Origin of the sequence: Streptomyces beihaiensis (genome assembly GCF_026274175.1) — a bacterium.
GTDB classification, from domain to species: domain Bacteria; phylum Actinomycetota; class Actinomycetes; order Streptomycetales; family Streptomycetaceae; genus Streptomyces; species Streptomyces beihaiensis.
In genome coordinates this window covers 18,955-32,531 of the sequence record NZ_JAPHNL010000308.1, presented here as the reverse complement: position 1 = coordinate 32,531, position 13,577 = coordinate 18,955, and the positions used below count along the sequence as shown (strand labels likewise).

The 13,577-nt window shown below is 70.3% G+C and carries 11 protein-coding genes; 7 read left to right on the top strand and 4 right to left on the bottom strand.

The window, feature by feature from the left end:
* Positions 1 to 283 precede the first annotated feature (283 nt).
* From OFY01_RS27025 to OFY01_RS27010, 4 genes are all read left to right on the top strand, one after another.
* Complete coding sequence (locus tag OFY01_RS27025) at positions 284 to 2,065, top strand: LpqB family beta-propeller domain-containing protein (protein WP_266604215.1); 1,782 nt, start codon at positions 284 to 286, stop codon at positions 2,063 to 2,065.
* A gap of 311 nt (positions 2,066 to 2,376) precedes the next feature.
* Positions 2,377 to 2,976: a ComF family protein gene (locus OFY01_RS27020; protein ID WP_407700432.1), complete on the top strand. Its 600-nt coding sequence runs from the start codon at positions 2,377 to 2,379 to the stop codon at positions 2,974 to 2,976.
* A gap of 335 nt (positions 2,977 to 3,311) precedes the next feature.
* Positions 3,312 to 4,007, top strand: a complete 696-nt coding sequence (gene hpf, locus OFY01_RS27015; protein WP_407700431.1) for a ribosome hibernation-promoting factor, HPF/YfiA family — start codon at positions 3,312 to 3,314, stop codon at positions 4,005 to 4,007.
* Between the two features lie 212 nt (positions 4,008 to 4,219).
* Positions 4,220 to 4,972: a response regulator gene (locus OFY01_RS27010; protein ID WP_266604204.1), complete on the top strand. Its 753-nt coding sequence runs from the start codon at positions 4,220 to 4,222 to the stop codon at positions 4,970 to 4,972.
* A gap of 173 nt (positions 4,973 to 5,145) precedes the next feature.
* Here OFY01_RS27010 and OFY01_RS27005 read toward each other — a convergent pair whose 3' ends face one another.
* Complete coding sequence (locus tag OFY01_RS27005; protein WP_266604202.1) at positions 5,146 to 6,309, bottom strand: winged helix-turn-helix domain-containing protein; 1,164 nt, start codon at positions 6,307 to 6,309, stop codon at positions 5,146 to 5,148.
* A 103-nt stretch (positions 6,310 to 6,412) separates the two neighbouring features.
* Positions 6,413 to 7,006, bottom strand: coding sequence for a GNAT family N-acetyltransferase (locus tag OFY01_RS27000; protein ID WP_266604200.1), 594 nt, complete (start codon positions 7,004 to 7,006; stop codon positions 6,413 to 6,415).
* A 218-nt stretch (positions 7,007 to 7,224) separates the two neighbouring features.
* Between OFY01_RS27000 and secA the strand changes: the two genes are divergently transcribed.
* A complete protein-coding gene (gene secA, locus OFY01_RS26995; RefSeq protein WP_266604198.1) occupies positions 7,225 to 10,050 on the top strand; it encodes a preprotein translocase subunit SecA in 2,826 nt (941 codons plus the stop codon).
* Positions 10,051 to 10,331: 281 nt separating this feature from the next.
* On the opposite strand, the gene OFY01_RS26990 is transcribed toward secA, so the two are convergent.
* Positions 10,332 to 10,925 (bottom strand): Rv3235 family protein, encoded by a 594-nt coding sequence (locus OFY01_RS26990; protein ID WP_266604196.1) that lies wholly within the window; start codon positions 10,923 to 10,925, stop codon positions 10,332 to 10,334.
* A 289-nt stretch (positions 10,926 to 11,214) separates the two neighbouring features.
* On the opposite strand from OFY01_RS26990, the gene OFY01_RS26985 reads away from it, so the two are divergent.
* Complete coding sequence (locus tag OFY01_RS26985; RefSeq protein WP_266604194.1) at positions 11,215 to 11,733, top strand: DUF6912 family protein; 519 nt, start codon at positions 11,215 to 11,217, stop codon at positions 11,731 to 11,733.
* A 61-nt stretch (positions 11,734 to 11,794) separates the two neighbouring features.
* A complete protein-coding gene (locus OFY01_RS26980) occupies positions 11,795 to 12,454 on the top strand; it encodes an HAD family hydrolase (protein ID WP_266604192.1) in 660 nt (219 codons plus the stop codon).
* A 220-nt stretch (positions 12,455 to 12,674) separates the two neighbouring features.
* Here the strand turns inward: OFY01_RS26980 and OFY01_RS26975 are convergent, their stop codons facing one another.
* Positions 12,675 to 13,265: a DJ-1/PfpI family protein gene (locus tag OFY01_RS26975; RefSeq protein ID WP_266604190.1), complete on the bottom strand. Its 591-nt coding sequence runs from the start codon at positions 13,263 to 13,265 to the stop codon at positions 12,675 to 12,677.
* Positions 13,266 to 13,577 lie beyond the last annotated feature (312 nt).

Below are 13,577 nucleotides of genomic sequence, written 5' to 3'. Positions count from 1 at the left end.
CCGGACGAGCGCGGCGGCGACCCGACCGAGGACAGCCGGACGCCAGGCGACAGGACCGGCGGCGCGGCGGCACGCCCGCGCGGCGGTTCCGCCGCACCGCGCGAAGGCTCGGCCGGCACCCGACACGGTGCCGGAGAGCCGGCCGGGCGGACGACAGCGGTGGAACGCGGTGAGGGGAGCGACGGCGGTCGTGGATGAGCAGCGGACGCCGCGAGCGCGGCGCGGGGTACGGGCAGGAGCGCTCGCCGGGTGCGGCGTCATCGTGCTGGCGGGCTGCGCGTCCATGCCGGACAGCGGTGGCCTCCAGCCCGTCGAAGGAGCCCAGAGCCCCGATCCACAAGTGCGTGTCTTCGCCCTGCCGCCGCAGGACAACGCCAGCCCGTCGAGCATCGTCGACGGCTTCCTCGACGCGCTGACCAGCGACGACCCCTCGTACACGATGGCACGCAAGTACCTGACGAAGAAGGCGGCCAAAGCGTGGCGGCCCGAGCAGCGCACCACCGTGCTCGACAGCGGCCCCAACACCACCTCGACCGGTCGGCCCAACACCGGCGACGAGGGACGCACCTTCACCATCACCGGGCAACAGGTCGCCACGATCGACAGGCACCAGGCGTACCACCCGGACCGGAAGCCGTACAGAGGCAGCCTCCACCTGTCCCAGGTGGACACCGCCTCCGGCAAGCAATGGCGCATCGACTCCCCGCCGGACGGCGTCGTCCTCGGCCAGTTCAACTTCCAGCGGATCTACGAATCCGTCAACAAGTACTACTACGCGGAGAGCCAGTCGGCGTCGGACGCGAGCCGCGGGCAGAAGCAACTCGTCGCCGACCCCGTCTTCGTACGGCAGTGGACCGACCCGTTGACGGAGACCGTCAGACAGGTCGTCGCGGGCCCGTCGAACTGGCTCAATCCCGTGGTGACCAGCGCGTTCCCGTCGGGTACGGCCCTCAAGGACGGCGTGACGTCGCTGACGCCGGACGACGCGAACAAGCTGACCGTGCCGCTGAACGACAAGGCGGACGGCGTCGGGCAGCGCCAGTGCAAGGAGATGGCGGCGCAGCTGCTGTTCTCGCTGCGCGACCTGGCGTCGTCGGCCGTCGACGAGGTCGAGCTCAAGCGGTCCGACGGCGGACTCATGTGCGCCCTGACCGAGGACGCGGCCGACGGCCTGGTGTCGCAGCGGGCGGCGGGCCGGTTCGACCATCCGTACTTCCTCGACTCCAAGGGGCGCCTCGCCGAACTCCCGGGCAACAACGCGTCCGGCAAGAGCCCCGAGCCGGTCGCCGGGCCGCTCGGTGAGGGACGGCGGGAGCTGCGTTCCGTCGCCGTCGCGCACGACCAGGACCAGGCCGCCGGTGTGTCCGTCGACGGACGCTCGCTGTACGTGGCGTCACTGGTCGACGGCGCGTCGTTGGGCTCCGCGCTCGTCCACAGCCAGTCCCGCTCCGAGAGCGACGGGCTCTCGACGCCCAGCTGGGACGGCCGCGGCGACCTGTGGGTCGCCGACCGAGACCCGAAGAACCCGCGTCTGCTGATGTTCGGGCAGGGCCGCGCCGACCGGATGCAGCAGGTCCAGGTCGACGGACTCGGTGACGGCGCCCGCGTCGAGGCGGTCAAGATGTCCTCCGACGGCGTCCGCGTCGCGCTCCTGGTGAAGGAGGCGAGCAAGGACGGTGGCAAGGGCACGACACAGCTGCGTATAGGACGCGTCGAACGCCACTCGGCAGCAGAGGGCGGCACCGAGGTGTCGGTGACCGAACTGCGCCCGGCCGCCCCGGAGATGGAAGAGGTGACGGCCATGTCGTGGGCGGGCAGCAGCCAGCTCGTCGTGGTGGGCCGGGAGGCCGGAGGGCTCCAGCAGATCCGGTACGTGCCGTGCGACGGCTCGGCCCCGACCGGCCAGGCGCTGCCGGGCCTCGCCGGCGTCAGCGAGGTCACGGCATCCGACGACGACCGGCTGCCCCTGCTCGCGCACTCCGACGACGGGATCGTACGGCTGCCCTCCGGAGCGTCCTGGCAGTCCATCGTCAAGGACGGAACGGCGCCGGTCTACCCCGGCTGACCGGGATTTTCCTCCCCGTTGCCATCCCCCTCCTTCCGAGAGGGAGAGCATGCCGACGCGCGTTGTCCACAGGCCTGGTGGCGCGAGCCGTCCCTTGGCACAGTTGGCCCATGCGCGGCTGGTGGCAGGACCTCTCCGACCTGGTGTTGCCGGGCCGGTGCGCGGGCTGCGGCAGGGCTCGTACGACGTTGTGCACCCGGTGCGCGGTGACGGTCCGCGGCACCGGCCCGAGCCGGGTCCGGCCGCGCCCGGCGCCACCGGGGCTGCCGCCGGTGCATGCGGCGGTCCCCTACCGGGACCCGGCACGGGCCGTGCTGCTCGCGCACAAGGAACGCGGCGCGTTGGGCTTGGCCCGACCGCTCGGAGCGGCGCTGGCGGGGGCGGTGGCGGTGGCGGCGGGGACGGGGGGAGGGGGAGGGGGAGGGGAGGGCCCCCTGGCGCTGGTTCCCGTCCCCTCCGCCCCCCGAGCCACCCGTGCGCGCGGTCACGACCCCACGCTGCGGATCGCGTATGCCGCGGCGGCGGAGCTGCGGCGTGCCGGGGTCGCCGTGCGGGTGCTGTCCGTGCTGCGGCAGCGGCGACAAGTGGCCGATCAGGCGGGGCTCGGCGCGCGGCAGAGGCTGGCCAATGTGACCGGCGCGCTGGAAGTCGCGGGCGGAGGCCGTGGCCTGCTCGCCGGGATTGGCCGGATCGTGCTGGTCGACGACCTGATGACGACCGGCGCTTCCTTGGCGGAGGCGGCGCGTGTCATGCGCGCGGCGCTGGGTACGGCGAGGCCCGGAGAAGGCGGCGACCGGAAGTGGAACGGCACGGCTCATGCCGCTTCAGGCCGTGAAAAACCAGAGGCCGTCACCGTCCGAGCGGCTGTGATCGCTTCCTCTCCCGATTCTTTCGAAATAAACCGGAACTGACGCGGGATCTGAGTCGTTGCAGGTAGCGAGGGGTTCCATTCACCTGAATGGGGGTACGCGTCAGTAGCGGGTGACGACATCCGTCCGGGCGAGATATGTTCGGTTGTGAGGAACTCGGCGGGAAAGCCGGGCGCTGTACCTCGCATTCGGAATGCCATGCCGCTGATTGCGCGGTGGTTTCTGCAATCACCCGGCGTGTCGGGGGTGGCGATCTTGCCGATGGGGGAGGAGGAGGTGGAAGTCACCGAGTCCGAGGCTCCGGATCTGGCCGGAGTCTGGTGCAAGAGGGAGATGCTCCGCCACTGGAGCGGAGCTATCCGGGAACGGAGTTCTGCGTGGACATCGTCGTCAAGGGCCGCAAGACCGAGGTACCTGAGCGGTTCCGCAAGCACGTGGCCGAGAAGCTGAAGCTGGACAAGATCCAGAAGCTCGACGGCAAGGTGATCAGCCTCGACGTCGAGGTGTCCAAGGAGCCCAACCCCCGGCAGGCAGACCGGAGCGACCGCGTGGAGATCACGCTGCGCACCCGGGGCCCCGTGATCCGGGCGGAAGCCTCGGCAAGCGATCCGTACGCGGCGCTCGACCTGGCCACGGACAAGCTGGACGCGCGCCTGCGCAAGCAGCACGACAAGCGGTCGTCGCGGCGCGGCACCAAGCGGCTCTCGGCCGCCGAGGTCCCCGAGCACGTCCCGGACGCCGCGCGGTTCAACGGGGACGGCACGATCGCCACGGCGCAGGCCGAACCCGACGGCGTACCGACCAAGAAGATGGGATCGCTCGAGGTCCAGGGTGAGGGCCCGCTCGTCGTCCGCGAGAAGACACACGTGGCAGCGCCCATGACGCTCGACCAGGCGCTCTACGAGATGGAGCTGGTCGGGCACGACTTCTATCTGTTCGTCGACTCCGAGACCAAGGAGCCCAGTGTCGTCTACCGGCGGCATGCCTACGACTACGGTGTCATCCACCTCAGCACCGACCCGATGGTCGCCCAGGTGAGGTCGGCCGACGCGGGCGACGCCATCGGCGGCTGACCCCTCTCGACACTCCTCGGCACTCGTCCGACGAGAGCCCCCGGGATGCGCGTGCGCCCCGGGGGCACTCTCGTGCGACCCCTTGTGCGTCGCGCTGTCGTAGCGTGAGGGGCGCGGCATGAAATCATGGCTGTGCCGGGTCAACCGGTGTGCCGACGCCTCGGGTTGGGCCGGCACAGGACCACGGGCCACGGCCTTCAGGGGGAGGAACGATGGCGGACAGCTTCGGACCGATGCGAGGCGCGGACGTCGGCGCTGTCGACGACGGAGCCGGCATGGGACCGGACGAGGTCTCCCCGCGCAAGGAGCCCATCAGGGTTCTCGTGGTGGACGACCACGCCCTGTTCCGGCGCGGCCTGGAGATCGTGCTGGCGGCCGAGGAGGACATCCAGGTCATCGGTGAGGCAGGCGACGGCGCGGAGGCGGTGGACAAGGCGGCCGATCTGCTGCCGGACATCGTGCTGATGGATGTGCGGATGCCCAAGAGGGGCGGCATCGAGGCGTGCACCGCCATCAAGGAGGTCGCACCAAGCGCGAAGATCATCATGCTGACGATCAGCGACGAGGAGGCGGACCTCTACGACGCGATCAAGGCGGGGGCGACCGGCTATCTGCTCAAGGAGATCTCGACCGACGAGGTGGCGACGGCCATCCGCGCGGTGGCCGACGGGCAGTCGCAGATCAGCCCGTCCATGGCGTCGAAGCTGCTCACCGAGTTCAAGTCGATGATCCAGCGGACGGACGAGCGCAGGCTGGTGCCCGCGCCGCGCCTGACCGATCGGGAGCTGGAGGTGCTCAAGCTCGTGGCCACGGGGATGAACAACCGGGACATCGCCAAGGAGCTGTTCATCTCGGAGAACACCGTGAAGAACCATGTGCGCAACATCCTGGAGAAGCTGCAACTGCACTCCAGGATGGAGGCCGTGGTGTACGCGATGCGGGAGAAGATCCTCGAGATCCGCTGAGTTCCCGCGAGAGCTGCCGCGCGTCGAACAGGTCCTGGGCGCCGACGCCGCGGATCAGGTCCTGAGCGCCGACGCCGCGGGTCAGGTTCTGAGTGCCGGCGCCGCGGGTAAGGTCCTGGGCGCCGACGCCGCCGAACAGGCCCTGAGCGCCGACGCCGCGGAACACGTCCTCGCTAGGCCAAGGCCGCCGTGAGGGCCGGCTTCAGTGTCGGATCGGGCATGTGTTCCACGCGAACGCTGTCACAGCCCACCCAGGTCGCCGCCTCCCGCAGTGCCTGCGCGACCGCCGGTACGGCCTTCGGGCCGTCCAGGGAGACCTGCTTGGCGACCAGGGTGGTGCCCTCGCGGGCCGGGTCGACGCGGCCCACCAGACGGCCGCCGGAGAGCACCGGCATCGCGAAGTAGCCGTGGACGCGCTTCTGCTTGGGCACGTACGCCTCCAGGCGGTGGGTGAAGCCGAAGATCCGCTCCGTTCGCGCGCGCTCCCAGATGAGCGAGTCGAAGGGCGACAGGAGCGTGGTGCGGTGCCGTCCGCGCGGGTCGGTGGCCAGTGCCGCCGGGTCGGCCCAGGCGGGCTTGGTCCAGCCCTCCACCGTCACCGGGACGAGGCCCGTCTCCTCGATCACCGCGTCGAACTGTTCGCTCTTGAGCCGGTGGTAGTCGGCGATGTCCGCGCGTGTGCCCACGCCCAGGGCCTCTCCGGCCTGCCGGACCAGGCGGCGCACGCACTCCTTGTCGTCGAGCTCGTCGTGGAGCAGTTCCGCGGGGACGGCGCGCTCGGCCAGGTCGTAGACGCGCTTCCAGCCGCGCCGTTCGACGCACACCACCTCGCCGTACATCAGGGCGCGCTCGACGGCGATCTTCGACTCCGACCAGTCCCACCACTCGCCCTTGTTCTTGGCGCCGCCGAGCTCTGTGGCGGTGAGCGGGCCCTCGGCGCGCAGCTGCTTGATCACCTGGTCGTACGCTCCCTGGGGCAGATGGTGGTACCAGTGGGGGCGGTTGCGGTAGGCGCGGCGGCGGAACGCGAAGTGGGGCCACTCCTCGATCGGCAGGACGCATGCGGCGTGCGACCAGTACTCGAACGCGCGCGTGCCGGTCCAGTACGCCGCCTCGACCTTCCGGCGGCCGACCGCGCCCAGGCGCGCGTAGGGAACGAGTTCGTGCGAGCGGGCCAGGACGGAGATCGTGTCCAGCTGCACCGCGCCCAGGTGGCGCAGCACTCCCGGCGCGCCCGCCTTGCGGTCCGGGGCGCCGAGGAAGCCCTGCGCGCGCAGGGCGATACGGCGGGCTTCGGCGGCGGACAGGTCGGTGTCGGGGCGCGGCGGGGTCGTCATGCTCCGCACGATAGGGGCCACCACTGACAATCCGCCCCGGCCGCCGGTCCTGCCGGGCCACGCCCCAGCGGACCCCGCCCGGCCGCGTCAGGCACGGGGGGCCTCACGCTTGCCGCCGCGGCGGCGGCCCGGGGGACGGGAGGTAGGGGAGCGGCGTGGGGAGGCGCAGGTCGGAAGGGAGGAGGGAGCCGAGCCAGCAGTCGCGCAGGACGCCGTTGTTGGGCATGCCCGCGCGCAGGACGCCTTCGAGTGTGAAGCCGGCTTTCTCGGCGACGGCGAGGGAGCCGGTGTTGCCCACCTCGGCGCGCCACTCCAGGCGTGTGCAGGACAGAGTGGTGAAGGCCCAGCGGGCCAGGCCCAGCACGGCTTCCGTCATGTAGCCGCGGCCGCGGAACTCCTTCGTCGTCCAGAATCCGATCTCCCACGCGCCCGCGCGCGGGTGGTGCAGGGCGACCGCGCCGACGATCGGGGCACGCCCGTCGGCCCGTACGGCGAAGGTGTACTCGGTGTCGGTGCGCCAGCCGTCGGTGACCACGCGGGTGATGAAGTGTTCGGCGTCCACGCGCGCGTACGGGGAGGGAATGGTGGTCCAGCGCTGGATGTCGGCGTCCTGGGCCGCGGCGCACACCTCGTCGATGTCGGCGGGCACGAAGGTGCTCAGCTGGAGGCGGTCGGTGGTCAGCGTCACGGGTTCCATCGACCGATTCTGCGCGGCTCCGGGGGCTGTCGCCATCACTTTTCGTGTGGCGTACCGGCACTTTCCGTGGGGCCCGTGCGTTGGACCTCATGGCAGACCTCCCGGTGCGGGCGGGTCCTCGCTTACGATGGCCGTTGCTCAAGAAGTGTTCAGCAGTGTCCAGTGGTAGTAAGCGAACCCGACCGTGCCAGGCCCGACCGGCAAGGAGACCAACCCCCGTGTCCGTCCTCTCGAAGATCATGCGTGCAGGCGAAGGCAAGATCCTGCGCAAGCTGCACCGCATCGCGGACCAGGTCAACTCCATCGAAGAGGACTTCGTGAGCCTCTCCGACGCCGAGCTGAGGGCCCTCACCGACGAGTACAAGGAGCGGATCGCCGACGGCGAGAGCCTCGACGATCTGATGCCCGAGGCGTTCGCCACCGTCCGTGAGGCCGCCAAGCGCGTGCTCGGCCAGCGTCACTACGACGTGCAGCTGATGGGCGGCGCCGCCCTCCACCTGGGGTATGTCGCTGAGATGAAGACCGGTGAGGGCAAGACCCTCGTCGGTACGCTGCCGGCGTATCTGAACGCGCTGTCCGGCAAGGGTGTCCACCTGATCACGGTCAACGACTACCTGGCCGAGCGCGACTCCGAGATGATGGGCCGCGTCCACAAGTTCCTGGGGCTGACCGTGGGCTGCATCCTGGCGAACATGTCGCCGGAGCAGCGCCGTGAGCAGTACAACTGCGACATCACGTACGGCACGAACAATGAGTTCGGCTTCGACTACCTGCGCGACAACATGGCGTGGTCGCAGGACGAGCTCGTCCAGCGCGGCCACAACTTCGCGATCGTCGACGAGGTCGACTCGATCCTGGTCGACGAGGCCCGTACGCCGCTGATCATCTCGGGTCCGGCCGACCAGGCCACCAAGTGGTACAGCGACTTCGCGAAGCTGGTCACCCGCCTGAAGAAGGGCGAGGCGGGCAACCCCATGAAGGGCATCGAGGAGACCGGCGACTACGAGGTCGACGAGAAGAAGCGGACCGTGGCCATCCACGAGTCGGGTGTCGCGAAGGTCGAGGACTGGCTCGGCATCGACAACCTGTACGAGTCGGTGAACACGCCGCTGGTCGGTTATCTGAACAACGCCATCAAGGCGAAGGAACTGTTCAAGAACGACAAGGACTACGTCGTCATCGACGGCGAGGTCATGATCGTCGATGAGCACACCGGCCGTATCCTCGCGGGCCGCCGTTACAACGAGGGCATGCACCAGGCGATCGAGGCGAAGGAAGGGGTGGACATCAAGGACGAGAACCAGACGCTCGCCACGATCACCCTGCAGAACTTCTTCCGCCTCTACGACAAGCTCTCCGGCATGACCGGTACGGCGATGACCGAGGCCGCCGAGTTCCACCAGATCTACAAGCTGGGTGTCGTCCCGATCCCCACGAACAAGCCGATGGTCCGCCGGGACCAGCCCGACCTGATCTACCGCACCGAGGTCGCCAAGTTCGACGCGGTCGTGGACGACATCGCGGAGAAGCACGAGAAGGGGCAGCCGATCCTCGTCGGTACGACGTCGGTCGAGAAGTCGGAGTACCTGTCGCAGCAGCTGAACAAGCGCGGTGTTCAGCACGAGGTGCTGAACGCCAAGCAGCACGACCGTGAGGCCGTGATCGTCGCCCAGGCGGGCCGTAAGGGCGCCGTCACGGTGGCCACCAACATGGCCGGTCGTGGTACCGACATCAAGCTGGGCGGCAACCCCGACGACCTGGCCGAGGCGGAGCTGCGCCAGGCGGGGCTCGACCCGGTCGAGCACGTCGAGGAGTGGGCGGCCGCGCTGCCCGCCGCCCTGGAGAAGGCCGAGCAGGCGGTCAAGGCCGAGTTCGAAGAGGTCAAGGAGCTCGGCGGCCTCTACGTGCTGGGTACCGAGCGGCACGAGTCGCGGCGTATCGACAACCAGCTGCGCGGTCGTAGTGGCCGCCAGGGCGACCCGGGCGAGTCCCGGTTCTACCTGTCGCTCGGTGACGACCTGATGCGGCTGTTCAAGGCACAGATGGTCGAGCGTGTGATGTCGATGGCGAACGTGCCGGACGACGTGCCGATCGAGAACAAGATGGTGACCAGGGCGATCGCGTCCGCGCAGTCACAGGTCGAGCAGCAGAACTTCGAGACGCGTAAGAACGTCCTGAAGTACGACGAGGTGCTCAACCGGCAGCGCGAGGTCATCTACGGCGAGCGTCGCCGGGTGCTGGAGGGCGAGGACCTGCACGAGCAGGTGCAGCACTTCATGGACGACACCATCGACGCCTACATCCAGGCCGAGACCGCCGAGGGCTTCGCCGAGGAGTGGGACCTGGACCGGCTGTGGGGCGCGTTCAAGCAGCTCTACCCGATCAAGGTGACCGTGGAGGAGCTGGAGGAGGAGGCCGGTGACCGCGCGGGTCTGACCGCCGAGTTCATCGCCGAGGCCGTCAAGGACGACATCCACGCGCAGTACGAGGCGCGTGAGGAGCAGCTCGGCTCCGAGATCATGCGTGAGCTGGAGCGGCGCGTCGTGCTGTCCGTGCTCGACCGTAAGTGGCGTGAGCACCTCTACGAGATGGACTACCTGCAGGAGGGCATCGGCCTGCGGGCCATGGCGCAGAAGGACCCGCTGGTCGAGTACCAGCGTGAGGGCTTCGACATGTTCACCGCCATGATGGAGGGCATCAAGGAGGAGTCCGTCGGCTATCTGTTCAACCTGGAGGTCCAGGTCGAGCAGCAGGTCGAGGAGGTCCCGGTGGCGGACGGCGAGCCCGCGACGTCTCTGGAGAAGGGCGCGGAGGACTCGGTTCCGGCTCAGGCCGCGGTGCCGGGTGCCCGGCCGGAGATCCGGGCCAAGGGCCTCGACGCCCCGCAGCGGCCGGACCGGCTGCACTTCCAGGCGCCCAACGCCGAGGGCGGCGTCGACGAGAGCGATTTCGTCACCGAGGGCGGGCCGACGCGGTCCGCCGCCGACGGTCTGACGCGGGCCGAGCGGCGCAAGCAGCAGAAGGGGCGGCGCCGCAAGAAGTGACCTTGTGCGCGTGAGGAAGGGGCTGGGCACCTGGTGCCCAGCCCCTTCCCCGTTTGCCGGCCCGGTTGTCGGCTCAGCCGTCGTTCTGTCGGTCAGCCGTCGTGCTGCCGGTCGGTCGTCGTTCTGTCGGTCAGCCGTCGTGCTGCCGTTCGGTCGTCGTTCTGTCGGTCAGCCGTCGTGCTGCCGTTCGGTCGTCGTGCTGCCGGTCGGCCGTCGTTCTGTCGGTCAGCCGTCGTGCTGCCGGTCGGCCGTCGGCTGCCGGTCACTCGACGTCCTTCCGGTCAGTCGTCGTCTTCCGGGCCCCGGGCGCGGACCGTGGCCGTTTCCAGGGCCGTGCACAGCCAGCGGTTGTCCGCGCGGCGGTGGAGGCGGAAGGCCAGGGCGTGGAGCCTGTGACCGGTTCCGACCCGGGCGAAGACCTCCAAGACGCCGGGCGCGGGCTCGTAGTGGCCGATGCCCAGGACGACGGGGTCGCGGCCGCCGGGGCGGCCCAGCGGGCGCGACTCCGCGAGCCGCACCAGGTGGTCGTAGAGATAGCCGGCGAAGTGCCGGGAGGCCCAGTGGACCGGGCGGCGGCCGCTGAGCATCAGGAGCAGCCGCTGGGTGAACTGTTCCTGGGGCGTCGGCGGCCTGCGGGGCGGCACGCGCGGCGCCTTCTGGCCCGACCGGCCTCCCGGACCTCCCGGACCTCCCGGACCTCCCGGACCGCGCGGGTCGCGGCGGCCCGGCGGCCGGTCGGGGCGCCGCCGCCGGGGCGTGCCCATGACCTTGCGCAGAACCGGTGCCCCGCCCGTCAGCCGGTCCGCTTCCGCGCCGGTTCCCCGGTCCGCCTCCGCGCCGGTTCCCCGGTTCGTCTTCTCGTCCGTGGACGTCATGGTTCTCCCCGTTCGGTGTCTGGTGGCCGTACCGTCGAATACCAGTCGGTAACTTCTGGGGAATCTTGTACGGGGGCGGAAGGCGGGTCGCAAGAACCCGCAGCGGCGCCGGGAGGGGCGGGAGGATTCACTTATCCGGGTGACCGGGCGGAGGTCGGCTCAGGCGGGACAAGGGCGGGGCCGGGTGAAGCGGCGGACGGCGGCTGACGCCGGGAGCGGGTGCGGGCGGCGGTCCGAAGGGGGACGCCACACGTATCCTGAAGGCCCTCGACTACGAAAGCGGCCGGTCATGCGTGTGTACGTACCTCTGTCCCTGCCTCGACTCGCAGAGGCGTACAAGTCGGGCGAACTGGGCCCGGCGCCGCTGACCGCGTTCGCCGTGACGCCCGCGCTGCGTGAGTGGTACCTCTCCGACGACATCGAGGAGCTGGAGTACGCGGCGCTGAACCGGGCCGCGCTCGCCTCGCTGCGCATGCTGGCCGGGGAGCCGGACGCCCCGCGGCGCCGGGTGGTGGTCGCCGTGGACGTGCCCGACCGGCAGGCCGTCGCGGACCCCGACCGCGGGCTCGACCCCGCGGCGCTCGGCGAGGTGTCGGTGCGTGAGGCGGTGCGGCTGGCCAAGGCCGCGGCGGTGCACGTGGACGCGGACGACGCCGATGCCGACGTCACGGCCGCCGCCGACGCGCTCGGCGCCGCGGACCACGGGGACGACGACGCGCAGTTCATCGTCGACGGGGCCGAGGATCACGAACTGCTCTGGTTCGCCACGCAGGAGATCCCGAATCTCGTGGGCGGGCTCGACCGCTGACGCCGTCCGGGGGCGTGGTCGGGTTGCCGCGCTGTCGGTGCGGGCGGGTACGTTGCTGGTCATGGGGAAGCACATAGCCGCGCACATCGTCTGGGACTGGAACGGGACGCTCTTCCACGACAACGACGCGATCATCCGTGCCACCAACGCCGCGTTCGCCGAGGTCGGCCTCGAACCGATCACGCTGGAGCGGTACCGGGAGCTGTACTGCGTGCCGGTCCCCAAGTTCTACGAGCGGCTGATGGGGCGGCTGCCCACCGACGCCGAATGGGAGCGGATGGACGGCCTCTTCCACCGGTACTACGCGCGACATGCCGCTGCGTGTGCGCTCGCCGACGGAGTGGAGCCGCTGCTCGCCGACTGGCAGGAGGCGGGCGGCAGCCAGTCGATCCTGAGCATGTACGAGCACGACGGGCTCGTGCCGATGGTGCGCCGGTTCGGGATCGCCGAGCGGTTCGTACGGGTCGACGGGCGCACCGGCCCGTCCGGGGGCAGCAAGGCCGAGCACATGGTGCGTCACCTCGCGGCGCTCGACGGGGTGGCGCCCGAGCGGACCGTCGTCATCGGTGACGCGGCGGACGACGCGGTGGCCGCGCGCCACGCGGGCGCGCGAGCCGTCCTGTACACCGGCGGCTCACACAGCCGAGCCAGCCTGGAGGGCGCGGGCGCACCGGTCGTGGACACGCTCGGCGAGGCGGTACGGATCGCCGCCGCGATGTGACCGGCGTCGGCGGCGCCCGCTTCGCTCCGTAGGTGAATGCCGAGGAAAACTGTGGAAAACGGGCCGGAGGAACGTTTCTCCACAGGCTCGGTCACGCTCTGTCTCCACCCGCGTACTCTGTGATGCGAGAGCTGAAGCGACAGACGCGATGTGACGGGGGACGAGACATGATGCGACTTCGGGCAGTGCGCGACACGGGGGCCGGCGGTGCGCGGAGCGCTCAGGCCACCGGCGCCTTCGCGCGCAACACCGCCAGGAACGCGCGCATCCAGGCCGAGTGGTCCGGCCAGGCGCGGGCGGAGACCAGGGCGGAGTCGACCACCGCCTCCGCGTCCTGGAAGTCGGCGCCGGCGGCCACCATGTCCGGTTCGAGCGCCGGGTACGCCGTGACGCGCCTGCCGCGCAGCGCGTCGACCGAGGCCGTCAGCAGCGGGCCGTGGCAGATCTGGGCGACGGGCTTGTCCGTGTCGAAGAAGGTCTTCACGATCTTGCGGAGTTCACCGTCGCCGCGCAGATACTCGGGAGCGCGGCCCCCGGGGATCACCAGAGCGGCGTACCGGCCGGGGTCGACTTCGGAGAAGGCGAGATCGGCGGGCCACGTGTAGCCGGGTTTCTCGGTGTAGGTGTCGTAGCCCGGTTCGAAGTCGTGTACGACGAACCGCAGCCGCTTGCGGGTGGGGGCCGCGATGTCGACCTCGTAGCCCTCCTCGCGCAACCGCTGGTACGGGTAGAGGACCTCTAGCGACTCCGCCGCGTCGCCGGTCACGATCAGGATGCTTGGTGCCGCACTCGGTGCCGTCGTCGGTGCCATCGTCCTCAAGCTCCCTTTCTCGCGGTGAGGCGGTCGATCACGTCCGCGTACGGACGAGAACCCCTGGTTCGAACGTGGACCCGATGCGGCATAGCCGCAAGAGGGCCGCGCGCACACTCATACAGATGTCACAGTCCCATGGCTGGTTTTGTGGCAACTGGCACAAGAACGGTGACCGCCGGGAGCGATAGCCTTGTCCCGTGATCAGCGCGATATGTCGCGGGGGCATCGTCGCCCCCTGCCCGCGCCGGGGACACACGGCCCGTCACGACGGCCGGACCCGGCGCTCGACCGCTGATCGTTTCCCGCGGA

What these genes read in the sequence shown, in the direction of transcription:
- OFY01_RS26990 (WP_266604196.1), bottom strand. Translation starts at nt 10,925, where the DNA reads ATGACGTCCACGGACGAGAAGACGAACCGGGGAACCGGCGCGGAGGCG.
- OFY01_RS27010 (WP_266604204.1), top strand. Translation starts at nt 4,220, where the DNA reads ATGGCGGACAGCTTCGGACCGATGCGAGGCGCGGACGTCGGCGCTGTC.
- OFY01_RS27025 (WP_266604215.1), top strand. Translation starts at nt 284, where the DNA reads ATGCCGGACAGCGGTGGCCTCCAGCCCGTCGAAGGAGCCCAGAGCCCC.
- OFY01_RS27000 (WP_266604200.1), bottom strand. Translation starts at nt 7,006, where the DNA reads ATGGAACCCGTGACGCTGACCACCGACCGCCTCCAGCTGAGCACCTTC.
- OFY01_RS26980 (WP_266604192.1), top strand. Translation starts at nt 11,795, where the DNA reads ATGGGGAAGCACATAGCCGCGCACATCGTCTGGGACTGGAACGGGACG.
- OFY01_RS26975 (WP_266604190.1), bottom strand. Translation starts at nt 13,265, where the DNA reads ATGGCACCGACGACGGCACCGAGTGCGGCACCAAGCATCCTGATCGTG.
- OFY01_RS27005 (WP_266604202.1), bottom strand. Translation starts at nt 6,309, where the DNA reads ATGACGACCCCGCCGCGCCCCGACACCGACCTGTCCGCCGCCGAAGCC.
- OFY01_RS26985 (WP_266604194.1), top strand. Translation starts at nt 11,215, where the DNA reads ATGCGTGTGTACGTACCTCTGTCCCTGCCTCGACTCGCAGAGGCGTAC.